Origin of the sequence: Variovorax sp. UMC13, from assembly GCF_014170375.1 — a bacterium.
In the GTDB taxonomy this organism is placed as follows: domain Bacteria; phylum Pseudomonadota; class Gammaproteobacteria; order Burkholderiales; family Burkholderiaceae_C; genus Variovorax.
Genome location: NZ_LZZW01000007.1, coordinates 102,913 through 123,704, shown reverse-complemented (window position 1 = coordinate 123,704; position 20,792 = coordinate 102,913). Strand labels below are relative to the sequence as shown.

Below are 20,792 nucleotides of genomic sequence, written 5' to 3'. Positions count from 1 at the left end.
TTATAGCCGGCGCGCTGTCACAATCCGGACAAAGCCGCGCTGGCATGCAGACAAATCGCTGCGGCGGCCGCCACATTCAGCGACTCCTCCCCGCCCGGCTGGGCGATCCGGATGCGGTGCGAGGCCCGCGCCTCGAGCGCCGCCGAGACGCCCTGCCCCTCGTGCCCCAGCAACCAGGCGCAGGGATGCGGCAGTTGCGCCTTATGCAACCAGTCGCCGTGATGCGAACTGGTCGCCACCAGCGGGACCTCGAGCCCGTCGAGCAGTTCGGCCTCCACACCTTCGATCAATCGCAGGCCGAAGTGCGCACCCATGCCGGCGCGCAGCACCTTGGGCGCCCACAGCGCGGCCGTGCCCTTGAGCGCCACGATCTGGCTGAAGCCGAAGGCCGCAGCGCTGCGCAGCACCGAGCCGACGTTGCCGGCATCCTGCAGCCGGTCGAGCACCACGGTCGGCGCATCGGCCACCAGTTCGGGGCGCATCGGCAGGTGCATCACGAAACCCATGGGCGCGGGCGACTCGAGGCCGCTCACGCCCGCCAGCAGCGCATCGGCCACGACCAGCGTGCGGTCGGCGGCGTCGGTCCATTCGAACTGCGCCTGCGGCCAGAAGGATTCGGTGAAGACCGCGATGGCCGGCCGCACGCCGCGCTGTCGGGCGGCGCGGCAAAGGTGGTCGCCCTCGAGCCAGACCTTGCCCAGCTTGCGGTAGGCGCCCGGCTCCTGCGCGAGCTTGCGCAGCTCTTTGAGCAGCGGGTTGTCGCGCGAGCTGATGTGCTCGGGTGTCGCGTGGCTCATGCGCCGATCCGATCCGGGCCGGCCACGATTGCGATCTGTTGCACGGCCATGCGCTCGAACGCCGCCGCAACGGGCGCGAAGGAGCGCCGATGGTGCACGCAGGCGCCATGCAGCTGCAGGGCATCGAGATGGGCCCGCGTGCCGTAGCCCTTGTGGCCGGCAAAGCCGTAATGGGGAAATTCCAGGTCGAGTTCTCGGCACAGCCGGTCGCGGTGCACCTTGGCCAGGATCGACGCCGCCGAGATGGCCTTGACCCGCGCATCGCCCTTGACGATGGCTTCGGCCAGCACGTCCAGCGTGGGCAGGCGGTTGCCGTCGACCAGCACCTTGGCCGGCTTCAGCCGCAGGCCCTCGACCGCGCGGCGCATCGCCAGCATGGTGGCCTGCAGGATGTTGTAGGTGTCGATCTCCTCGACGCTGGCCTGCGCCACCGAGCAGCACAGCGCCCGGGCCAGGATCTGCTCGTGCAGGCGCTCGCGCTGCAGCGCGGTCAGGGTCTTGGAGTCGGCCAGGCCGGGGATCGGGCGGCGATCGTCGAGGATCACGGCCGCGGCCACGACCGGGCCGGCCAGCGGCCCGCGGCCGGCCTCGTCCACGCCGGCCATCAGGCCGGGCGCATCCCAGACCAGGGGGGCCTGTTCAGCCTTCAAGAACTTTCTCGATCGCATCGGCGCAGAGTGTCGGAGTGTCGCGCAGCAGCTCGGCGTGCAGCGCGGTGAAACGTTGTTGCAGGGCCTCGACTTTGGCCGGGTCTTCCAGCCAGCGCAAGGTGGCGGCGGCCAGTGCCTCGGGCGTCGCTGCATCCTGCAGCAGCTCGGGCACGACGAATTCGCCGCAAAGGATGTTCGGCAGGCCCACCCAGGGCTGCAGCTGCTGGCGGTGCATGAGGTGCCAGGAGACCCGGTTCATGTTGTAGGCGATCACCATCGGGCGCTTGAACAGCGCAGCTTCCAGCGTGGCCGTACCGCTGGCGATCAGCGTGGCGTCGCAGGCCGCCAGCGCGGGGTGCGACTGGCCATTGAGCAGGGTCACGCGGCCTTCCATGCCGCTGGCCTTGAGCGCCGCCTCGACCTCGGCGCGCAGCGCCGGGATCGCGGGGCAGACGAACTGGACTTCGGGCCGCGCCTTGGCCATAAGCGCGGCAGCCTCGAAGAAGCGCGAGGCCAGGTAGCGCACCTCGGAGCGGCGGCTGCCGGGCAGCAGCGCCACGACCGGCGCCGCCGGGTCGAGGCCGAGCGATGCGCGGGCCGCCGCCCGGTCGGGCTGCATCGGGATCACGTTGGCCAGCGGATGGCCGACATAGCTGGCCGCCACGCCCTGCTCCGCCAGCAGCGCCGGCTCGAAGGGGAAGATGCACAGCACATGGTCGGCGGCCGCGCGGATCTTCTCGATGCGGTCGGGCCGCCAGGCCCAGATCGAGGGGCAGACGAAGTGCACGGTCTTGATGCCGCGCCCGCGCAGTCCGGCCTCGAGGTCGAGGTTGAAATCGGGCGCATCGATGCCGATGAACAGGCCCGGCCACTCTCGCAGCAGGCGCGCCTTGAGCTGGCGCCGGATGCCGGCGATCTCGGCATAGTGCCGCAGCACCTCGATGTAGCCGCGCACGGCCAGCTTCTCCTGCGGCCACCAGCTCTGGAAGCCGCGCGCCAGCATCTGCGGGCCGCCGATGCCGACGGTCTCGACCGCGGGCCAGCGCGCCTGAAGGCCGTCCATCAGCAGGCCGGCCAGCAGATCGCCCGAAGGCTCGCCGGCGACCATCGCGAAGCGTCGCGCCGCTTTGTTGTCTGCGCTCATGCGCGGCTCAGCGGGCGATGCCGCTGACGGAGCTGCCGAGGAAGCCATCCATCAGCGCCACGTCGGCCGCGGCACCGGGCACCTGGAGCGCCAGCTCGGAAAGCGCGGAACGCGCCTCGTCCAGCGTCTTGCCCTGCCGGTAGATCAGCTTGTGCATCTCGCGGATCGCGGTGATGCGCTCGGCCGAGAAGTCCCGGCGGCGCAGGCCCACCAGGTTCACGCCACGCACCGCGAGCGGGTTGCCGTCCACCACCATGAAAGGAGGAATGTCCTTTCCGATGTGGCTGGCAAAGCCGAGCATGGCGTGCGCGCCGATGCGCATGCGCTGCAGGATGCCGGTGAGCCCGCCCACCGTGACCCAGTCGCCGATCACCACATGGCCCGCCAGCGTGGCGTTGTTGGCCATGGTGATCTGGTTGCCCAGCTGGCAGTCGTGCGCGATGTGCACGTAGGCCATGATCCAGTTGTCGTCGCCGATGCGCGTCACGCCCACGTCCTGGGCCGTGCCCAGGTTGAAGGTGCAGAACTCGCGGATCGTGTTGCGGTCGCCGATCACCAGTTCGGTCGGCTCGCCGTCGTATTTCTTGTCCTGCGGCACCGCGCCGAGCGAAGCGAACTGGAAGATGCGGTTGTCGCGGCCGATGGTCGTGTGCCCTTCGATCACGCAATGCGCACCCACGCTCGAACCGGCGCCGATGCGTACATGCGGGCCGATCACCGTGAAGGGCCCGATCGATACCGAGGGATCGAGTTCGGCCTTCGGATCGACGATGGCCGTCGGATGAACCTGCGTCATGCCCGCCAGAATTTCAGTTGATCTGGCGCATCGCGCACATCAGCGTGGCTTCGCAGGCAAGCTCGCTGCCCACCAGCGCCCGGCCCTTGAACTTCGAGATGCCGGCCTTCATGCGTTCGATCTCGACTTCCAGCGTCAGCTGGTCGCCCGGCTCCACCGGCCGCTTGAAGCGCGCGCCGTCGATGGCCGCGAAGTAGTAGACCGTGTTGTCGTCGGGCACGATGTCCAGCGAATGGAAGGACAGCAGCGCCGCGGCCTGCGCCATGGCTTCGAGCATCAGCACACCCGGCATCACCGGACGGTGCGGGAAGTGGCCGTTGAAGAAGGGCTCGTTCATCGTCACGTTCTTGAGCGCCGTGATGCGCTTGCCCTTCTCCATGGCCGTCACGCGGTCCACCAGCAGGAAGGGGTAGCGGTGCGGCAGGAGCTTGAGAATCTGGTGGATGTCGAGCGTCGTCATGTTTGTTCTATCGTTCAATTTCTTTTTTCTCAAGCGCCTTGAGCCGGTCCCGCAGGCCGTGCAGCTGCTTCAACGTGGCGGCGTTCTTTTCCCAGGTGGCATTGTCGTCGATGGGAAACACACCCGTGTAATGGCCCGGCTTGAGGATGGAGCGCGTCACCAGCGTCGCCGCCGAGATGTTCACGCCATCGCCCAGCGTCAGGTGTCCCAGCACGATGGCGCCGCCGCCCACGGTGCAATGCGCGCCGATGACGGCACTGCCCGCCACCCCGACGCAGCCCGCCATCGCGGTGTGCTTGCCGATGCGCACGTTGTGGCCGATCTGGATCAGGTTGTCGAGCTTCACGCCGTCTTCGATCACCGTGTCTTCCAGCGCGCCGCGGTCGATGCAGGTGTTGGCCCCGATCTCGACGTCGTCGCCGATGCGCACCGCGCCCAGCTGCTCGATCTTGATCCAGGCGCCCTGGTGCGGCGCGAAACCGAAGCCGTCGGCACCGATCACCACCCCCGGATGCAGGAGGCAACGCGCGCCGATCCGGCAATCCTCGCTCACGGTCACCCTTGACTTGAGCACCGTCTGGGCACCGATGCGCGCACCGCGCTCGATCACGCAGAAGGCGCCGATCTGCGCGCTGGGGTCGACCTCGGCCAGCGGATCGATGACCGCGCTGGGATGGATGCGCGCCGCGTCCAACGCGGCATGCGAGCGCTTCCACAACTGGGTCAGCCGGGCAAAGTAGAGGTAAGGATCGTCGGTGACGATGAAGGCCCCGCGCGCCGCAGCGGCCTCCCGCATGGCGGGTGACACGATGACGCAACCGGCCTGCGAGGCCGCCAGTTCCTTGCGGTACTTGGGGTGGCTCAGGAAGCTCAGCGCATCGGGCCCGGCACTCTGCAGTGGCGCGAGGCGCTCGATCGCCAGCTCGGGCTCACCCTGGAGTTCGCCCCCGAGGGCGCCGACGATGGCTCCGAGCCGCAACACCACGCGCGATGCGGCCTACTTCGCGCCTGCGGCAGGCGCGGTGGCAGCAGCGTTCAGGGCCTTGATCACCTTCTCGGTGATGTCGTGCTTGGGGTTGATGTAGATGGCTTCCTGCAGGATGGCGTCGTATTTCTCCGCCTCCGCCACCTGCTTCACCACGCGGTTGGCCCGGTCGTAGACCTGTTGCAGCTCTTCGTTCTTGCGAGCGTTCAGGTCTTCCTGGAATTCGCGGCGCTTGCGCTGAAATTCGCGGTCCTGGTCGACCAGCGCCCGCTGGCGCGTGGCGCGTTGGCTTTCGGACAGGGTCGGCGCCTCGCGCTCGAACTTCTCCGAAGCCGCCTTCAGGGCCTCGCCCTGGGCACCGAGATCACGCTCGCGCTTCAGGAATTCGGCCTCGAGCTTGGCTTGCGCGGCCTTGGCAGGCTGCGCTTCGCGCAGCACGCGGTCGGGGTTCACGAAACCGATGCGAAAACCTTCCTGTACCTGCGCTTGCGCAGGTGCGGCAAACAGGGCCAGCAACGGAAGCAGGAGCGCGCCGGCTGCGCGGTACGAATGGTTCATTAAAAAGCGGTACCGATCTGGAATTGGATGGTCTGCATTCTATCCTTGTAGATGGGATGCAGCGGGTCGGACAGGTCGTCCTCCTTCTGGGAACGCACGGGCTTCGCGTAGGCGATGCGCAGGGGGCCCAGCGGCGAGATCCAGCTGATGCCCAGGCCCACCGAGGCGCGCAGCTTCTTCTGCGACGACCATTGCAGATCGCTCTGCGTGGTGCGCTCGGTGAACACGTTGCCGGCGTCGAAGAAGCCGTAGAGGCGCAGCGTGCGGTCGTTGCCGGCGCCAGGGAACGGCGTGCTCAGCTCGGCGTTGAAGATCGCCTTCTTGGTGCCGCCCAGCGCCGCCTGGGTGATGCCGTCACGCGGACCCAGCGAGTTCTGCTCGAAGCCGCGGATGGAGCCCAGGCCACCGGCGTAGAAGTTCTTGAAGATGGGGTAGACGTTGTCGCCCACCGCCTTGCCGTAGCCCACTTCGCCGTTGATCGCCAGCGTGTACTGCTTGCTCAGCGGGAAGTACTGCTGGTACTGGTAGCTCGACTTGATGTACTTCAGGTCGCCGCCCACGCCCCACTCCACGTTGGCGCGCTGCAGGCGACCACGGGTCGGCACCAGGGCGCTGTCGCGGTCGTCGCGCGCCCAGCCGATGGTCAGCGGCAGGCCCCACTTGCTGTCCTCGCCGCAGCTGACGATGTTGGCCGCGTTGGTGGTGCACTGGAAGTAGTCGCGGTAGGCCTGCGGCGTGTACTGGGCGACGTTCGAGCCCGGCTTGAAGTTGAAGCGCTCCAGGCCGGCACCGAAGAAGATGGTGTCGACTTCGCTGAACGGCACGCCGAACTTGATGTTGCCGCCTTCGCTGACCAGCGAGTAGTCGCCGTCGACCGTGTAGTACGGCCGCGTCGTCTGATGGAACAGGCTGAAGGTGCGCGAGATGCCGTCGCTGGTGAAGTACGGATCGGTGGCGGTCACCGAGATCGTGCGGTAGTACTTGCTGGTGTTGACCTGCAGGCCCAGGAAGTTGCCCGAGCCGAACACGTTCTCCTGCGTGATGCCGAAGGTGAACGACACCTTTTCCGCGCTCGAGAAGCCGGCGCCCAGCTGCAGCGAACCGGTGGGCTTTTCCGCCACGATGACCGTCAGGTCGACCTGGTCGGGCGAGCCCGCCACTTCCTGTGTCTCGACGTTCACGTCGGTGAAGAAGCCCAGGCGGTCGACCCGGTCGCGCGACAGCTTGATCTTGTCGCCGTCGTACCAGGACGCCTCGTACTGGCGGAACTCGCGCCGGATCACTTCGTCGCGCGTGCGGTTGTTGCCACCGATGCTCACGCGGCGCACATACACGCGCCGCGAGGGCTCGGCCTTCAAGGTCAACGTCACGCGGTTGTTGGTGCGGTCGATCTCCGGCTGCGCCTCGACGCGCGCGAAGGCGTAGCCGAAGGTGCCGAAGTAGTCGGTGAAGGCCTTGGTCGTGTCCGTCAGCTGCTCGCCGTTGTAGGGCTGCCCCGGCTTGATGGTCACCAGCGACTTGAACTCCTCTTCGCGACCGAGGTAGTTGCCGTCGAGCTTCACGCCGGCCACCACGAACTTCTCGCCTTCGGTCACGTTCACCGTCACCGTCAGGTCCGAGCGGTCGGGCGAGATCGCGACCTGCGTCGAATCGATGCGGAACTCGAGGTAGCCGCGCGTGAGGTAGTAGGAGCGCAAGGTCTCCAGGTCGGCGTTGAGCTTGGCGCGCGAGTACTGGTTGGACTTGGTGTACCAGCTCAGGTAGCCGCCGCTGTCCTGGTCGAACAGGCTCAGCAGCGTCGATTCGCTGAAGGCCTTGTTGCCGACCACCCGCACTTCGCGGATGCGCGCCGGCTCGCCTTCGGTCACGGTGAAGGTCAGGTTCACGCGGTTGCGCTCGATCGGCGTGACGGTCGTCACGACCTCGGCGTTGTAGAGGCTACGGCTCACGTACTGGCGCTTGAGCTCCTGCTCGGCGCGGTCGGTCAGGGCCTTGTCGTAGGGGCGGCCGTCGGCCAGGCCCACTTCGCGCAGCGCCTTCTGCAGCGCCGCCTTGTCGAATTCCTTGGTGCCGACGAAGTCCACGTCGGCCACGGTCGGGCGCTCCTCCACGATCACCACCAGCACGTTGCCGCTGACGTCGAGCCGCACGTCCTTGAACAAGCCCAGCTCGAACAGCGCGCGGATCGTGGCCGAGCCGCGTTCGTCGCTGTAGGTGTCGCCCACGCGCAGCGGCATCGAGGCGAAGATGGTCCCCGGCTCGACGCGTTGCAGCCCCTCCACGCGGATGTCGCGCACCGTGAAGGGCTCGACGGCCCAGGCGGCGGTGGCGGCGAGCGTGCTGACGATGACCGCGGCCACGCTACGCAGACGGAAGCGACTGATTGTTTTGTTCATGTATGAAGTGGACGGCGCATGAAGGGCCGGCAAGGAGTGTTAACCAAAGAGCCCGAAGAGTCGGTTGACGTCGTTGAACAATGCGATGGACATCATCACCAGCAGCAGGGCGACGCCGCCGCGCTGAAACCGTTCCATCCATGCATCGGAGACGCTTTTACCGGTCAGGCCCTCCCAAAGATAATACATCAGGTGCCCGCCATCGAGGACCGGCAGCGGCATCAGATTGAGCACCCCCAGGCTCACGCTGATCAGCGCGAGAAACACCAGGTACTGGGTGAAGCCGAGGCTCGCGGATTTGCCCGCGTAGTCGGCGATCGTGAGCGGGCCGCTGAGGTTCTTGAGCGAGGCCTCGCCGATCAGCATCTTGCCCATCATGCGCACCGTGAGCGCCGAGACCTCCCAGGTCCGCACCACGCCACGCCAGACGCCATCGACAGGACCCTGACGCACGGTCAGCATGGCCGGCGGCGCGCCCACGTAGGCCGCGATGCGGCCGACCTTGGCCGGGCCTTCGTCGCGCACCTCGGGCGTGACCTCGAGGCTGATGTCGCGGCCGCCGCGCACCAGTTGCCAGGTCTGGGTGCGCGGCGATCCGCCGTCGACCGAGGCCCGGATCAGTTCGCGCAGCTGCTGGCCGTCGACCACCGCGGTGGCGCCCACCGCGCGCACCAGGTCGCCCTGCTGCAGGCCCGCGCGGGCGCCGGCGCCGCCGGCCACCAGTTCGCCGATCTCGGGCCGCGTCAGCGGAGAGATCACGCCGATCTTGCGGAACATCTGCGCATCGGCATCCTTGGCCTCGATGCGGCTGAGCGGCAGCACCACGGTGCGGGCGGCTTGCGCGCCCTGCCCCGCGATCTCCAGCGTGAGGTCGCGGCCGTCGAGGGCGCCGCGCGTCATGCGCCAGCGCAGGTCCTCGAAGGACTGCACCGGCTCCAACGCGCCGGCGAAGCCCGCGCGCACGATGCGCTCGCCACCGCGCAATCCGGCCTGTTCGGCCAGCGAGGCGGCCACCGGCCGGCCCAGCACGGCTTCGGGCTCCTGGACCCCGATCCAGTTGACCGCGGTGTAGAGCAGCGCGGCCAGCAGCAGGTTGGCGATCGGCCCGGCGGCCACGATGGCCACGCGCGAACGCAGGGGCTGCGTGTTGAAGGCCAGGTGCCGCTCTTCAGGGGGCACCGGGCCTTCGCGCTCGTCGAGCATCTTGACGTAGCCGCCCAGGGGAAAGGCGCCGAGGACGAATTCCGTGTCCTGCCCCGGCCGCTGCTTGCGCGGCTTCCAGCGGTAGAGCGAATGGCCGAAGCCGACCGAGAAACGCAGCACCTTGACGCCGCAGGCCACGGCCACGCGGTAGTGCCCGTACTCATGCACGGCAATCAGCACCCCGAGCGCAACGATGAAGGCAAGAACAGTGAGCATCGAGGAACTCCCTGAGGGAATGGCAAGAAGGAAGCGTCAGCCGGCGAAGCGACGCACCGCTGCCTGGGCCACCGAACGGGCCTCGGCATCGAGCGCGAGCAGGTCGTCCAGTGATGCAGGCTTCGAGGGCCGCAACGCGGCCAAAGTTTCCGTGTTGACCGCATGAATGCGGTCGAAGCGCAGGCGGCGCTCGAGAAAGGCCTCGACCGCGATCTCATTGGCCGCGTTCAGCACGGCGGTGGTGCCGGGCACCGCGCGCAGCGCATGCCAGGCCAGCGCCAGGCCCGGGAACAGGGCCGCATCCGGCACCTCGAAAGTCATGGCCGCCATCTGCCGGAAGTCCAGCCGGGCGGCGCCACTCTCGATGCGCTCGGGCCACGACAGGCCGACCGCGATCGGCACCCGCATGTCCGGCGTGCCGAGCTGCGCGATCACCGAGCCGTCGGTGAACTGCACCATCGAATGGATCACGCTCTGCGGATGGATCACCACCTCGATCTGCTCGGGCGTCACGTCGAACAGGTAGCGCGCCTCGATCACCTCGAGCGCCTTGTTCATCATGGTGGCCGAGTCGACCGATATCTTGCGCCCCATGCTCCAGTTGGGATGGGCGCAGGCCTGCTCGGGCGTGACGTCCTGCAGCGTGCCGGCCGCACGAGTGCGGAACGGGCCGCCCGAGGCCGTGAGGATGATCTTCTCGATGCGCCGCGGCCAGGTGGCCGGGTCTTCGGGCAGCGACTGGAAAATCGCCGAATGCTCGCTGTCCACGGGCAGCAGCCGGGCACCGCCCTCGCGCACCGCCTGCAGGAACAGCTCGCCGCCGACGACCAGCGCTTCCTTGTTGGCGAGCATGAGCCGCTTGCCGGCCCGCGCCGCCGCGAGGCACGGGCCCAGGCCCGCCGCGCCCACGATGGCCGCCATCACGCTGTCGACCTCGGCATGCGAAGCGATGACCTCGAGCGCATCGGCACCCATCAGCACTTCGGTCTTCAGGCCCTGGGCCTGCAGCCGATCGGCCAACTGCCGGGCGTGCGCGGGGCTCGCCATGACCGCAAAGCGCGGCTGGAAGCGCGCGCACTGCGCGAGCATGTCCTCGACCTTGGTGGCCGCCGACAGGGCGAAGACCTCGAATTGTTCAGGATGCCGCGCGATGACATCGAGCGTGCTCACGCCGACCGACCCGGTCGAGCCCAGCACCGTGACGCGCTGGCGCCGCATCAGGACCACAGCGACGCCAGCATCATGGCGATCGGCAGCGTCGGCAGCAGCGCATCGATGCGATCGAGCACGCCACCATGACCAGGCAGCAGGTTGCTGCTGTCCTTGGCGCCGGCGCTGCGCTTCACCAGCGACTCGACCAGGTCCCCGACCACGCTCATCGCGGCCAGGAACACCGCCCCCAGCAGCAGCATCCAGACACCGTGCGCGGCGAGGCGGCTGTACAGGCTCGGCACCGTCGCCTGCAGCGATGCGTCGGCCCAGACCCAGGCCAGGGCCAGCACCAGGACGCCGATCATGCCGCCCCACACACCTTCCCAGCTCTTGCCGGGGCTGATGGAGGGCGCCAGCTTGTTGCGCGTGAAGCGCAGCCCGAAGGCGCGGCCGGCGAAATAGGCGAACACGTCCGCCACCCAGACCAGGACCAGCAGTGACAGCAGGAAATTGATGCCCCAGAGGCGCGCCTGCACCGCCGCGAGCCAGGCCACCCACAGGGCCAGCAGGCCGCCGAGCAGCCGCACGGCACGCGGGATGCGCGGCCAGCCCGGCACCGCGCCGTAGAGCAGCGCCGCGCCGCCCAGCACCCAGGCCGCGCCCGCCACCAGCCAGACACCCAGCAGGCGCTGCTCGAGCAGGCCCAGCCACCACGACAGGGCGCACAGCAGGACCATCTCGAGGCCCAGGAAGACCGACGTGCGCGGGCCGTAGCCGTTGAGACGGCCCCACTCCCAGGCCGCGGCGCCGATCATCACCAGCATCACGCAGGCGAAGGGCACGTGCGACGGGTAGAACATCGCCGGCAGCAGGATGGCCAGCAGGACCAGCGCCGTGAGAATGCGTTGCTTGAGCATCAGGCGGTTTGCCGCTCGTGCAGCCCTGCGTTCAGTTGGGCCGAGGTCTTGCCGAAGCGGCGCTCGCGGGTCTGGAAAACGCCGATGGCCTCGTCGAGCGCGGCCTCGTCGAATTCGGGCCACAGCTTGTCGCTGAAGAACAGCTCGGCGTAGGCGCTCTGCCAGAGCAGGAAATTCGACAGCCGCTGCTCGCCGCCGGTGCGGATGAACAGATCGGGGTCGGGCACGTGGGCCAGCGCCATCGCGCGGTCCAGGCTCGCCTCGGTCAGGGGTTCGCCGCGCAGCGCCAGTTGGGCCGCGGCGCGCGCGATGTCCCAGCGGCCGCCGTAGTTGAAGCAGATGTTGAGCACCATCCGGGTGTTGAGAGCCGTCGAGGCCTCGGCCTGCACCAGGCTGGCCACCATCTTCTCGGACAGGCCGCCGCGTTCGCCCACGAAATGCAGCTGCACGCCATCGGCGCGCAGCTTGGGGACCTCGCGGCCCAGCGCGCCGACCATCAGCTCCATCAAGCCGGTCACCTCTTCGACCGGACGGTTCCAGTTCTCGGAGGAGAAGGCGAAGACGGTGAGCACGCCCACGCCGCGGTCGACACAGGCCTTGACGCAACGCCGCAATGACTCGACGCCCTGCTTGTGGCCCGCCACGCGCGGCAGGAAGCGTCGCGTCGCCCAACGGCCATTGCCATCCATCACGATGGCAATGTGGTGCGGCACCCCGGTGGGCTTGCTGCTCATCAGACCGCCATGATCTCGGCTTCCTTCGCCGCGATCAGCCGATCGATCTCGGCGATGTGCCGGTCGGTGACCTTCTGGATGTCGGCTTCCGCGCGCTTCTGGTCGTCTTCGGAAGCCAGCTTGTCCTTGACCAGCTTCTTGACCGACTCGTTCGCGTCGCGGCGCAGGTTGCGCGTCGCGATCTTGGCGCTCTCGCCTTCGTTGCGCACCAGCTTGGTCATTTCCTTGCGGCGCTCTTCGCTCATGGCGGGCAGCGGCACGCGGATCAGGTCGCCCATCGAGGCGGGGTTCAGGCCCAGGTCGCTCTCGCGGATGGCCTTCTCGATCTTGGCGCCCATGCCCTTTTCCCAGGGCTGGACGCTGATGGTGCGGGAATCGAGCACCGACACGTTCGCCACCTGGCTCAGCGGCACCTGCGAGCCGTAGTAGTCGACGTGGATCGAATCGAGCAGGGCCGAGTTGGCGCGGCCGGTGCGGATCTTGGTGAGGTTGTTCTGGAACGCAGCGATCGACTGGTTCATCTTCGCGTCGGTTGCGCTGCGAATGTCTGCAATGGTCATTTCTTTGCTCCTCAGGCGTGCACCAAGGTGCCTTCGTCCTCACCCATGACGACGCGCTTGAGCGCGCCGTTCTTGAAGATCGAGAACACCTTGATCGGCAGCTTCTGGTCGCGGCACAGCGCGAAGGCCGTGGCGTCCATGATGCCGAGATTCTTTCCGATGGCCTCGTCGAAGGTCAACGAGGCATAACGCGTCGCGTCGGGCACCAGCTTCGGGTCGGCGCTGTAGACGCCGTCGACCTTGGTCGCCTTGAGCACCAGCTCGGCGCCGATTTCCGCACCGCGCAGCGCGGCGGCCGTGTCGGTGGTGAAGAAGGGGTTGCCGGTGCCGGCCGCGAAGATCACGACCTTGCCCTCTTCGAGGTACTGCAAGGCCTTGGGGCGGACGTAGGGCTCGACCACCTGCTCGATGGCGATGGCCGACATCACGCGGGCGATCAGGCCCTGCTTGTCCATCGCATCGGCCAGTGCCAGCGCGTTCATGACGGTCGCCAGCATGCCCATGTAGTCGGCGGTGGCGCGGTCCATTCCGACCGAGCCGCCGGCGACGCCGCGGAAAATGTTGCCGCCGCCGATCACCACCGCCACCTCGACGCCCATGTTCACGACATCGGCGATCTCGCCGACCATGCGCACGATGGTCGCGCGGTTGATGCCGAAGGCGTCGTCGCCCATCAGCGCCTCACCCGACAGCTTCAGCAAGATGCGCTTGTGGGCTGGGCGGGCGTTGGTCATGGGCGTTTTCCTTTGGGTTGGCGGGGGCGAGTTTAATCAGATCGTGAGACACCGCGGAACCGGTCGGCCGGCCCGCTGGTGATGTCCCCGTGAGGGGTCGACACGCGCGCCACGAAATGCGCGCGTGCCGTGGGGCGCCAGCTTAGGCGGCAGCCTTGGCCGCAGCCACTTGCGCGGCGACTTCGGCCGCGAAGTCGTCGACCTTCTTCTCGATGCCTTCACCGACCACGTAGAGCGTGAAGCCCTTGATCGAGGTGTTGACGGCCTTGAGCATGGCTTCGACGGTCTGCTTGTCGTTCTTCACGAAGGGCTGGTTGTGCAGCGAGACTTCCTTGAGGTACTTCTGCACACCGCCTTCGATGCGCTTGGCGACGATGTCGGCCGGCTGCGGCTTCTTGCCTTCGGCTTCGGCCGTCTTGCGGTCTTCCTCGGCCTTGCCGGCGGCAACTGCGCGCTCTTTTTCGATCAGGTCGGCAGGCACGTCCGAGGCCTGGATGGCAACCGGCTTCATCGCGGCGATGTGCATCGCGACGTCCTTGGCAGCCGCGTCGTCACCGTCGAACTCGACCATCACGCCGATGCGGGTGCCGTGCAGGTACGAGGCCAGCTTGCCGTTGCCGCCGAAACGCTTGAAGCGGCGGAAGCTCATGTTCTCGCCGATCTTGCCGATCAGGCCCTTGCGAACATCTTCCAGCGTGGGGCCGAAGCCGTCCTGCTCGTAAGCCAGCGCGCCCAGTGCCGCGATGTCGGCCGGGTTGTTCTTGGCGACCAGCATGGCAGCCGCGTTGGCCAGGGCCAGGAAGCTGTCGTTCTTGGTGACGAAGTCGGTTTCGCAGTTGATCTCGATCATGCCGCCGGCTTCGCCGTCGACGAAGGCCGTGACCACGCCTTCGGCGGTGATGCGACCCGATGCCTTGCCGGCCTTGTTGCCGAGCTTGATGCGCAGCAGCTCTTCAGCCTTTTCCATGTTGCCTTCGGCTTCGGTCAAAGCCTTCTTGCATTCCATCATGGGCGCGTCGGTCTTCGCGCGCAGTTCGCCGACCATGCTTGCGGTGATAGCAGCCATTATTCGTTCTCCGTATTCAAAAAATCAGATCAAAAAAAGGGGCCACAAAGCCCCTTCTTCAAGGCTCGCGAAGACCGCGATCAGGCGGACGCGCCTTCTTCGACTTCCACGAACTCGTCGCTGCCGCCTTCGGCCACGGCCTTGACGACGTCGTTGGCGGCGTTGTTGCGGCCTTCGAGGATCGCGTCGGCGATGCCGCGTGCGTACAGCGTCACGGCCTTCGACGAGTCGTCGTTGCCCGGGATCACGTAGTCGATGCCTTCAGGCGAGTGGTTCGAGTCGACCACGCCGATCAGCGGGATGCCCAGCTTCTTGGCTTCGGCGACGGCGATCTTGTGGAAGCCCACGTCGATCACGAAGATGGCGTCGGGCAGCGCGGTCATGTCCTGGATGCCGCCGATGTCCTTCTCGAGCTTGGCGATCTCACGCGAGAACGTCAGCTGCTCCTTCTTGCTCAGGCTGTCGAGGCCGGCTTCCTGCTGGGCCTTCATGTCCTTCAGACGCTTGATCGAGGTCTTGACGGTCTTGAAGTTGGTCAGCATGCCGCCGAGCCAGCGGGTGTCGACGTAGGGCACGCCGGCACGTTGCGCTTCGGCCGCGACGATTTCACGGGCCTGGCGCTTGGTGCCGACCATCAGGATCGTGCCGCGGTTGGCGGTGAGCTGCTTCGCGTACTTGGCCGCGTCCTGGAACATCGGCAGCGACTTTTCCAGGTTGATGATGTGGATCTTGTTGCGATGGCCGAAGATGAACGGTGCCATCTTGGGGTTCCAGAAACGGGTTTGGTGACCGAAATGGACACCGGCTTCCAGCATTTCGCGCATGGTCGTCGACATAGAAATAACTCCAAAGGTTGGGTCTAAAATCCAGCCCGTTTTGCGGCCTCTGCGAACAACTTTTCACGAGGGCACGCAACACCTTGATGGGCTGGTTTGCGAATGTGTCCCGCTCTCTCGGAAACCTTGGAAATACAGGGAAATCCCCGAGAGCGAAACCCAAAGAGTATAGCACGCAGACCACCCTCCCCCCCTCTCAGCCCCCCTGCTTCGAACACACCATGCGCCCCGACCTGCACGACAGCCGACTCGCCCTCCAGGCCGGCACCACCGACGCACGCACCGAAATGGAGCACGCGATCGCCATCGCGCAGCAGCCCTCGAACACGCACACCTTCACGCGCACGCTGTTCGACGCGGCGCGCCAGGAGGCGGCCGCGGCCCAGCCCTCGCAGCCGCTGGCCGGGCTGTCCTTCTCCGTCAAGGACCTGTTCGACGTCGCCGGGCAGCCGACGCCCGCCGGCTCGGTGGTGCTGGGCCATGCCCCGGCCGCCCGCGCCGACGCGGTCGCGGTGGCGCGCCTGCGGGCTGCGGGCGGCGCGCTGATCGGGCGCACCAACATGAGCGAGTTCGCCTTCTCCGGCGTCGGCGTCAACCCGCACCACGGCACGCCGGCCAACGCCAGCGATGCCGCGACGCCGCGCGTCCCGGGCGGCTCCTCTTCCGGCGCCGCCATCTCGGTGGCCACGGGCGCCGCCTTCATCGGCCTGGGTTCGGACACCGGCGGCTCGATCCGCATTCCGGCCGCGCTCAACGGCATCGTCGGCTTCAAGAGCACGGCCCGCCTCGTGCCCGCCACCGGCGCGCTGCCGCTGTCGACCACGCTCGACACGGTCTGCGCCATGACGCGCTCGGTGCGCGACGCGGTGCTGGCGCACGAGGTGCTGGCCGCGCGCCGCGTCACGCCGGACACCCGCGCGCTGGCTGGCTACCGGCTCGCCGTGGTCAAGGACCTGTTCCTGGACGGCATGGTGCCGGCAGTGGCGCAGGCCTTCGAGCGCGCCCTGACCACGCTGCGCGCGGCCGGCGCGCACATCGACGAGATCGCGCTGCCGCCGCTGGCCGAGCTGCCCGCCATCAACGCCACCGGCGGCTTTTCCGCCGCCGAGTCCTATGCCTGGCACCGCCTGCTGCTCGAGCGCAGCGGCGCCGGCTACGACCCGCGCGTGGCGCAGCGCATCCTCAAGGGCGCCGGGATGAAGGCGCACGAGTACATCGACCTGCTGCACGCGCGCCGCGACTGGATCGCCCGCATGGAAGCCGCGCTGGCCGGCTTCGACGCGCTACTGTCGCCCACCGTGCCGATCCTCGCGCCGCCGCTGGCCAGCGTGGCGCCGGGCGCCGAGCGCGATACGGAGTTCTTCCGCGTCAACGGCCTGCTGCTGCGCAACCCGTCGGTGGTCAACATGCTCGACGGCTGCGCGATCTCCATTCCCTGCCAGGCCGAGGGCGATGCACCGGTCGGCCTGATGCTGTGGCACGCTGCGCTGCACGACGACGCGGTGCTCGCGATCGCCGCCCAGGCGGAGCGCGCGCTGCAACAATAGGGCCTTCCCGTTTTCCTCCCGCGTTCCGCCTTCGGGCGGGCCCGCGGGACATGGCCGACTCCATCCCCCAACAAAGAATTCATGAAAATCGCGATCGTGGGCGCCGGCATCATCGGCGTCACCACCGCCTGGGAACTGGCCAGCGACGGGCACGAGGTGTCGGTCTTCGAGCGCCGCGGCGCCGCGGCCGAGGAATCGAGCTTCGCCAACGCGGGCGTGGTCGCCCCCGGCTACGTCACGCCCTGGGCCGCGCCGGGCATGCGGCTCAAGGTGCTGCGCTCGCTGCTGTCGAGCCACGGCGCGGTCAAGCTGCGCTGGCCCGTGAGCGGTCGCGACCTGCGCTGGATGGCGCAATGGCAACGCGCCTGCCGGCTCGAGACCTACCTGGCCAATCGAAGCCGCCTGCAGCGACTGGCCTTCTACAGCAAGACGCGGCTGCACGAGATCACCGAGGCCCGCGAGCTCAGCTACGAGCGCAGCCAGGGCTACCTGGTGCTGCTGCGCTCGCGCCGCGACCAGAAGCTGGTGCAGCCGGGCCTCGAGGTGCTGCGCGCGGCCGGCAGCGTGTTCCGCGAGGTCGATGCCGACGAGGCCCGGCGCATCGAGCCCGCCCTGAGCACCGACACCGACCTGGCTGGCGCCATCCACCTGCCCGAGGACGAGGTCGCGAACTGCCGCCAGTTCGCGCTGCTGCTCAAGCGCGAAGCCGAATCGCTGGGCGCGCGCTTCCACTTCAATTGCGACATCGCCCCGCTCTCGCGCACCGCGCCGCGCTCGCTGGCACTGTCGGCCGGCTCGGACGCCATTCCCTTCGATGCGATCGTGATGTGCGCGGGCGTGGCCTCGGCCGCGCTGCTCAGGCCGTTGGGCCTGCGCATTCCGCTCACGCCGGTGTACGGCCATTCGGTCAGCGCCAACGTGCGCGAGCCGCTCAACGCGCCGCGCAGCGCCGTGATGGACGAGCGCTACAAGGTGGCAATCACGCGCATGGGCCTGCGCGTGCGCGTGGCCGGCAGCGCGGAGATCGGCGGTTCGCTCGACACCATGAACCCGGCCGCACTGCAGACGCTCTACAAGGTGCTGCACGACTGGTTCCCCGGCGCCGCCACGCTGCAGGCCGGCATCCAGCAATGGAAGGGCGCGCGCCCGATGCTGCCCGACGGGCCGCCGGTGATCGGGCCCAGCGGCATTCCGGGCGTCTGGCTCAACCTGGGCCACGGCTCGAGCGGCTGGGCGCTGTCGTGCGGCAGCGCGCGCGTGCTGGCCGACCGGATCGGCGGACGCGATGCAGGCATCGACCTCGAAGGCCTGGGCCTCGAAAGACTCAGTCTCTAGGGTTCCAGCGGCGCAGCATCTCGGGCGTGGCCGGCTTCTCGACCGGCAGTGGCGGCGGCCGCAAGCGCTGCACGGCCCATCCGAGCAGCGCGGGCACGATCCACACGAAGCACAACAGGCACAGCGCGTAGCCGGCCATCACCAGCCAGCGCAGCCAGAGCGCGGCCTCGTCGAGCGGCACCTCGAGCCAGCGGATCACGCTGATGCCGTAGCCCGCGCCCGCCGCCCAGGCCAGGTCGCGCAAGGGCAGCCACTGCCGCCATTCGGCCAGCAGGAAGGCGCCCCACACGACGGCCAGCAGGCCGGCCGCCCACCCCAGGCCGACCATCCACGCCAGGCTCGCGAGCACGAGCACGGCCAGCCCCGCCAGCAACAGCAGCACCACCCAGCCAAGGCTCTTGAGCATCATCCGCCGATGATAGGCAGTCCGCACCTCGACAGCCCGGGCGGCACAATGGATCGATGCAACGCATCACCGCCGCCACCGCCGCCGAGCTGTTCGACATCGCCGCCACGCGCCGCATCGAACAGGCCGCCGCGGCCGCCCTGCCCGCCCATACGCTGATGCAGCGCGCGGGCCTGGCGGTGGCGCGGCTTGCCATGGCCCTCGCGCCGCATGCGCGCACCGTCTGGGTGGCCTGCGGGCCGGGCAACAACGGCGGCGACGGTCTCGAGGCCGCAGCGCAACTTCGGCATCGGGGCTTCTTTCCGGTCGTGACTTTTACCGGTGATGAAGGTCGCCTGCCACCCGATGCCAAAGCGTCGCTGCGACGCGCGCGCGATGCAGGTGTTCTTGTTGCGGCGGACCCGCCGGTCGCGTATGACCTGGCCATCGATGGACTGCTCGGCATCGGCGCGTCGCGCGCGCCCGAAGGCGACATGGCCGCCTGGCTGCGGCGGATGCATGCGGGGACGCAACCCGTGCTCAGCGTCGACGTGCCGTCCGGGCTGGATGCGGACACCGGCGTGCTGTCGCTGGACGGCGCCCTGCCGCACCCGCGGGCGGTCCGCGCCTGCCTGAGCTTTCTCACCCTCAAACCCGGTCTCTTCACCGCGCAGGGGCGCGATGCGGCCGGCACGGTCTGGTTCGACGACCTGGGCTGCGGCCCCGTCACCGAGCGCCCGGTCGCACGCCTGGCGGGCACACCCAAGGCCAGCGCGCGCACCCATGCGTCGCACAAGGGAAGCTATGGCGACGTCGCGGTGATCGGCGGCGCGCCGGGCATGGCGGGCGCGGCCCTGCTGGCCGGTTCGGCGGCGCTGCACGCCGGGGCGGGCCGGGTGTTCGTCGGCCTGCTCGACCCGAGCGCCGCGGCGGTCGACAGCGCCCAACCCGAGCTGATGCTGCGCGACGCCCATGCGCTGGACGTGTCCGGCATGGCCGTGGTCTGCGGTTGCGGCGGCGGAACGGCGGTGCGCGAGTGGCTGCCGCGCGTGATGGCGAGCGCCGCGGCGCTCGTGCTCGACGCCGATGCGCTCAATGCCGTCGCCGCTGACGGCGACTTGCAGCAACAACTGGCGGCGCGCGCCATGCGCGGGCAAGCGACCGTGATCACGCCGCATCCGCTGGAAGCGGCCCGGCTGCTGGGCTGCACGGCCCACGCCATCCAGGCCGACCGGCTGGCGGCCGCGCGCGCGCTGGCCACGCGCTTTCGCGTGGTGGCGGTGCTCAAGGGTTCCGGCACGGTGATCGCCAGCCCGGGCGATGAACCCGCGGTCGTCAACCTCACCGGCAATGCGCGGCTGGCCACGGCCGGCACCGGTGATGTGCTGGCCGGCATGATCGGCGCCGCGCTGGCGGCCCGGCAGCCGGCCTTCGAGGCCGCGCACCAGGCCGTCTGGCGGCACGGCCACATCGCCGACACCTGGCCGGACGGCGCGGCGCCGCTGACGGCGGGCACGCTGGCCCGCCGCGCGCCCGCCTGAGCGCTTCTAGCCGCGCCCGACGAAGGGCATCTTGGTGGCCATAATCGTGTGGAACAGCACATTGGCCTCGAGCGGCAGGTTCGCCATGTAGAGCACCGACTGGCCGACGATTTTCACGTCGATCAGCGGCTCGATCGCCATCTCGCCATTGGCCTGCGGCACGCCCTTGGCCATGCGCGAGGCCAGGTCGGTCATCGCATTGCCCACGTCGACCTGGCCGACCGCGATGTCGTACTTGCGGCCGTCGAGCGAGGCGGTCTTGGTCAGGCCCTGCACCGCGTGCTTGGTGGCGGTGTAGGCGATCGAGTTGGGCCGCGGCGCGGTGGCCGAGATCGAGCCGTTGTTGATGATCCGGCCGCCGCGCGGCGACTGGTTCTTCATCACGCGGAAGGCCTGCTGGATGCAGAAGAACATGCCGGTGAGGTTGATGTCGACCACGCCCTGCCATTGCTCCGGCGTCCAGTCCTCGAAGGGACCGGGCGGGTTGCCCACGCCGGCGTTGTTGAACAGCAGGTCGACGCGGCCGAAGCGCTCGACTGTGGCGGCGAACAGCGAGGCAACCGATTCGGCCTTGGCCACGTCGGTCGGCACGGCGAAGGCGCGCGCGGCAGCGCCCGATTCCTCGGCCACCTGCTCGAGCGGCTCGAGGCGGCGGCCCGCGAGCGTCACGTTCCAGCCGTCGGCCAGCAGCGCCAGCGCGGCGGCGCGGCCGATGCCGCTGCCGGCACCGGTCACGATGGCGGTGCGGGGTGTTGCTTGGGTTTGCGTCATGTCATGTCT

Annotated in this window: 21 protein-coding genes; 3 read left to right on the top strand and 18 right to left on the bottom strand. The window is 68.6% G+C overall.

What is annotated here, in order from left to right:
• Positions 1-17 precede the first annotated feature (17 nt).
• The 16 genes from A9977_RS04140 to rpsB all read right to left on the bottom strand — a co-directional run bounded on the left by A9977_RS04140 (position 18) and on the right by rpsB (position 15,204).
• Complete coding sequence (locus tag A9977_RS04140; protein ID WP_183023614.1) at positions 18-797, bottom strand: RNA methyltransferase; 780 nt, start codon at positions 795-797, stop codon at positions 18-20.
• A complete protein-coding gene (rnhB, locus tag A9977_RS04135; RefSeq protein WP_183023613.1) occupies positions 794-1,465 on the bottom strand; it encodes a ribonuclease HII in 672 nt (223 codons plus the stop codon). Before rnhB ends, A9977_RS04140 begins: the two co-directional genes overlap by 4 nt.
• Positions 1,437-2,591: a lipid-A-disaccharide synthase gene (gene lpxB, locus A9977_RS04130; protein ID WP_259651805.1), complete on the bottom strand. Its 1,155-nt coding sequence runs from the start codon at positions 2,589-2,591 to the stop codon at positions 1,437-1,439. The genes rnhB and lpxB overlap by 29 nt, the downstream gene beginning before the upstream one ends.
• Before the next feature lie 7 nt (positions 2,592-2,598).
• Positions 2,599-3,387, bottom strand: a complete 789-nt coding sequence (gene lpxA / locus A9977_RS04125; RefSeq protein ID WP_183023612.1) for an acyl-ACP--UDP-N-acetylglucosamine O-acyltransferase — start codon at positions 3,385-3,387, stop codon at positions 2,599-2,601.
• A 13-nt stretch (positions 3,388-3,400) separates the two neighbouring features.
• Complete coding sequence (gene fabZ / locus A9977_RS04120; protein ID WP_183023611.1) at positions 3,401-3,847, bottom strand: 3-hydroxyacyl-ACP dehydratase FabZ; 447 nt, start codon at positions 3,845-3,847, stop codon at positions 3,401-3,403.
• A gap of 7 nt (positions 3,848-3,854) precedes the next feature.
• Positions 3,855-4,832, bottom strand: a complete 978-nt coding sequence (gene lpxD, locus A9977_RS04115; protein ID WP_183023610.1) for a UDP-3-O-(3-hydroxymyristoyl)glucosamine N-acyltransferase — start codon at positions 4,830-4,832, stop codon at positions 3,855-3,857.
• A 12-nt stretch (positions 4,833-4,844) separates the two neighbouring features.
• Positions 4,845-5,390, bottom strand: a complete 546-nt coding sequence (locus A9977_RS04110; RefSeq protein ID WP_183023609.1) for an OmpH family outer membrane protein — start codon at positions 5,388-5,390, stop codon at positions 4,845-4,847.
• The gene (bamA, locus tag A9977_RS04105; protein WP_183023608.1) at positions 5,390-7,786 is read right to left on the bottom strand and encodes an outer membrane protein assembly factor BamA; all 2,397 of its coding nucleotides are present in this window, start codon (positions 7,784-7,786) and stop codon (positions 5,390-5,392) included. The genes A9977_RS04110 and bamA overlap by 1 nt, the downstream gene beginning before the upstream one ends.
• Positions 7,787-7,825: 39 nt before the next feature.
• A complete protein-coding gene (gene rseP / locus A9977_RS04100; protein WP_183023607.1) occupies positions 7,826-9,205 on the bottom strand; it encodes an RIP metalloprotease RseP in 1,380 nt (459 codons plus the stop codon).
• A 36-nt stretch (positions 9,206-9,241) separates the two neighbouring features.
• Positions 9,242-10,423: a 1-deoxy-D-xylulose-5-phosphate reductoisomerase gene (gene ispC / locus A9977_RS04095; protein WP_183023606.1), complete on the bottom strand. Its 1,182-nt coding sequence runs from the start codon at positions 10,421-10,423 to the stop codon at positions 9,242-9,244.
• Positions 10,423-11,274, bottom strand: a complete 852-nt coding sequence (locus A9977_RS04090) for a phosphatidate cytidylyltransferase (RefSeq protein ID WP_183023605.1) — start codon at positions 11,272-11,274, stop codon at positions 10,423-10,425. Before A9977_RS04090 ends, ispC begins: the two co-directional genes overlap by 1 nt.
• A complete protein-coding gene (uppS, locus tag A9977_RS04085) occupies positions 11,274-12,008 on the bottom strand; it encodes a polyprenyl diphosphate synthase (protein WP_183023604.1) in 735 nt (244 codons plus the stop codon). Before uppS ends, A9977_RS04090 begins: the two co-directional genes overlap by 1 nt.
• On the bottom strand, positions 12,008-12,568 hold the full coding sequence (gene frr / locus A9977_RS04080; RefSeq protein ID WP_183023603.1) for a ribosome recycling factor: 561 nt from the start codon (positions 12,566-12,568) through the stop codon (positions 12,008-12,010). The genes uppS and frr overlap by 1 nt, the downstream gene beginning before the upstream one ends.
• Positions 12,569-12,579: 11 nt before the next feature.
• The gene (pyrH, locus tag A9977_RS04075) at positions 12,580-13,302 is read right to left on the bottom strand and encodes a UMP kinase (protein WP_183023602.1); all 723 of its coding nucleotides are present in this window, start codon (positions 13,300-13,302) and stop codon (positions 12,580-12,582) included.
• 142 nt (positions 13,303-13,444) lie between these two features.
• Entirely contained in the window at positions 13,445-14,368 is a 924-nt protein-coding gene (gene tsf, locus A9977_RS04070; RefSeq protein WP_183023601.1) for a translation elongation factor Ts, read from the bottom strand.
• A gap of 80 nt (positions 14,369-14,448) precedes the next feature.
• Complete coding sequence (rpsB, locus tag A9977_RS04065) at positions 14,449-15,204, bottom strand: 30S ribosomal protein S2 (RefSeq protein ID WP_183023600.1); 756 nt, start codon at positions 15,202-15,204, stop codon at positions 14,449-14,451.
• A gap of 221 nt (positions 15,205-15,425) precedes the next feature.
• On the opposite strand from rpsB, the gene A9977_RS04060 reads away from it, so the two are divergent.
• Positions 15,426-16,751 carry an amidase gene (locus A9977_RS04060; RefSeq protein WP_183023599.1) on the top strand — a complete coding sequence of 442 codons (1,326 nt, stop codon included), beginning with the start codon at positions 15,426-15,428 and terminating at the stop codon, positions 16,749-16,751.
• An 81-nt stretch (positions 16,752-16,832) separates the two neighbouring features.
• Complete coding sequence (locus A9977_RS04055; protein ID WP_183023598.1) at positions 16,833-18,086, top strand: D-amino acid dehydrogenase; 1,254 nt, start codon at positions 16,833-16,835, stop codon at positions 18,084-18,086.
• Here the strand turns inward: A9977_RS04055 and A9977_RS04050 are convergent.
• The gene (locus A9977_RS04050) at positions 18,076-18,495 is read right to left on the bottom strand and encodes a hypothetical protein (protein ID WP_183023597.1); all 420 of its coding nucleotides are present in this window, start codon (positions 18,493-18,495) and stop codon (positions 18,076-18,078) included. The genes A9977_RS04055 and A9977_RS04050 overlap by 11 nt on opposite strands.
• Before the next feature lie 53 nt (positions 18,496-18,548).
• Between A9977_RS04050 and A9977_RS04045 the strand changes: the two genes are divergently transcribed.
• A complete protein-coding gene (locus A9977_RS04045; RefSeq protein WP_183023596.1) occupies positions 18,549-20,012 on the top strand; it encodes an NAD(P)H-hydrate dehydratase in 1,464 nt (487 codons plus the stop codon).
• A 6-nt stretch (positions 20,013-20,018) separates the two neighbouring features.
• Here A9977_RS04045 and A9977_RS04040 read toward each other — a convergent pair whose 3' ends face one another.
• Positions 20,019-20,783 carry an SDR family oxidoreductase gene (locus A9977_RS04040; RefSeq protein ID WP_183023595.1) on the bottom strand — a complete coding sequence of 255 codons (765 nt, stop codon included), beginning with the start codon at positions 20,781-20,783 and terminating at the stop codon, positions 20,019-20,021.
• Between the last annotated feature and the right edge of the window lie 9 nt (positions 20,784-20,792).

Excerpts from the sequence above, each read along its gene's own strand:
- tsf (WP_183023601.1), bottom strand. The coding sequence starts at position 14,368 with ATGGCTGCTATCACCGCAAGCATGGTCGGCGAACTGCGCGCGAAGACC.
- lpxB (WP_259651805.1), bottom strand. The coding sequence starts at position 2,591 with ATGAGCGCAGACAACAAAGCGGCGCGACGCTTCGCGATGGTCGCCGGC.
- A9977_RS04055 (WP_183023598.1), top strand. The coding sequence starts at position 16,833 with ATGAAAATCGCGATCGTGGGCGCCGGCATCATCGGCGTCACCACCGCC.
- A9977_RS04050 (WP_183023597.1), bottom strand. The coding sequence starts at position 18,495 with ATGATGCTCAAGAGCCTTGGCTGGGTGGTGCTGCTGTTGCTGGCGGGG.
- A9977_RS04045 (WP_183023596.1), top strand. The coding sequence starts at position 18,549 with ATGCAACGCATCACCGCCGCCACCGCCGCCGAGCTGTTCGACATCGCC.
- pyrH (WP_183023602.1), bottom strand. The coding sequence starts at position 13,302 with ATGACCAACGCCCGCCCAGCCCACAAGCGCATCTTGCTGAAGCTGTCG.
- bamA (WP_183023608.1), bottom strand. The coding sequence starts at position 7,786 with ATGAACAAAACAATCAGTCGCTTCCGTCTGCGTAGCGTGGCCGCGGTC.
- A9977_RS04140 (WP_183023614.1), bottom strand. The coding sequence starts at position 797 with ATGAGCCACGCGACACCCGAGCACATCAGCTCGCGCGACAACCCGCTG.
- uppS (WP_183023604.1), bottom strand. The coding sequence starts at position 12,008 with ATGAGCAGCAAGCCCACCGGGGTGCCGCACCACATTGCCATCGTGATG.
- rpsB (WP_183023600.1), bottom strand. The coding sequence starts at position 15,204 with ATGTCGACGACCATGCGCGAAATGCTGGAAGCCGGTGTCCATTTCGGT.
- A9977_RS04040 (WP_183023595.1), bottom strand. The coding sequence starts at position 20,783 with ATGACGCAAACCCAAGCAACACCCCGCACCGCCATCGTGACCGGTGCC.
- ispC (WP_183023606.1), bottom strand. The coding sequence starts at position 10,423 with ATGCGGCGCCAGCGCGTCACGGTGCTGGGCTCGACCGGGTCGGTCGGC.
- lpxA (WP_183023612.1), bottom strand. The coding sequence starts at position 3,387 with ATGACGCAGGTTCATCCGACGGCCATCGTCGATCCGAAGGCCGAACTC.
- A9977_RS04060 (WP_183023599.1), top strand. The coding sequence starts at position 15,426 with ATGCGCCCCGACCTGCACGACAGCCGACTCGCCCTCCAGGCCGGCACC.
- A9977_RS04090 (WP_183023605.1), bottom strand. The coding sequence starts at position 11,274 with ATGCTCAAGCAACGCATTCTCACGGCGCTGGTCCTGCTGGCCATCCTG.
- rseP (WP_183023607.1), bottom strand. The coding sequence starts at position 9,205 with ATGCTCACTGTTCTTGCCTTCATCGTTGCGCTCGGGGTGCTGATTGCC.
- fabZ (WP_183023611.1), bottom strand. The coding sequence starts at position 3,847 with ATGACGACGCTCGACATCCACCAGATTCTCAAGCTCCTGCCGCACCGC.
- rnhB (WP_183023613.1), bottom strand. The coding sequence starts at position 1,465 with ATGCGATCGAGAAAGTTCTTGAAGGCTGAACAGGCCCCCCTGGTCTGG.
- frr (WP_183023603.1), bottom strand. The coding sequence starts at position 12,568 with ATGACCATTGCAGACATTCGCAGCGCAACCGACGCGAAGATGAACCAG.
- A9977_RS04110 (WP_183023609.1), bottom strand. The coding sequence starts at position 5,390 with ATGAACCATTCGTACCGCGCAGCCGGCGCGCTCCTGCTTCCGTTGCTG.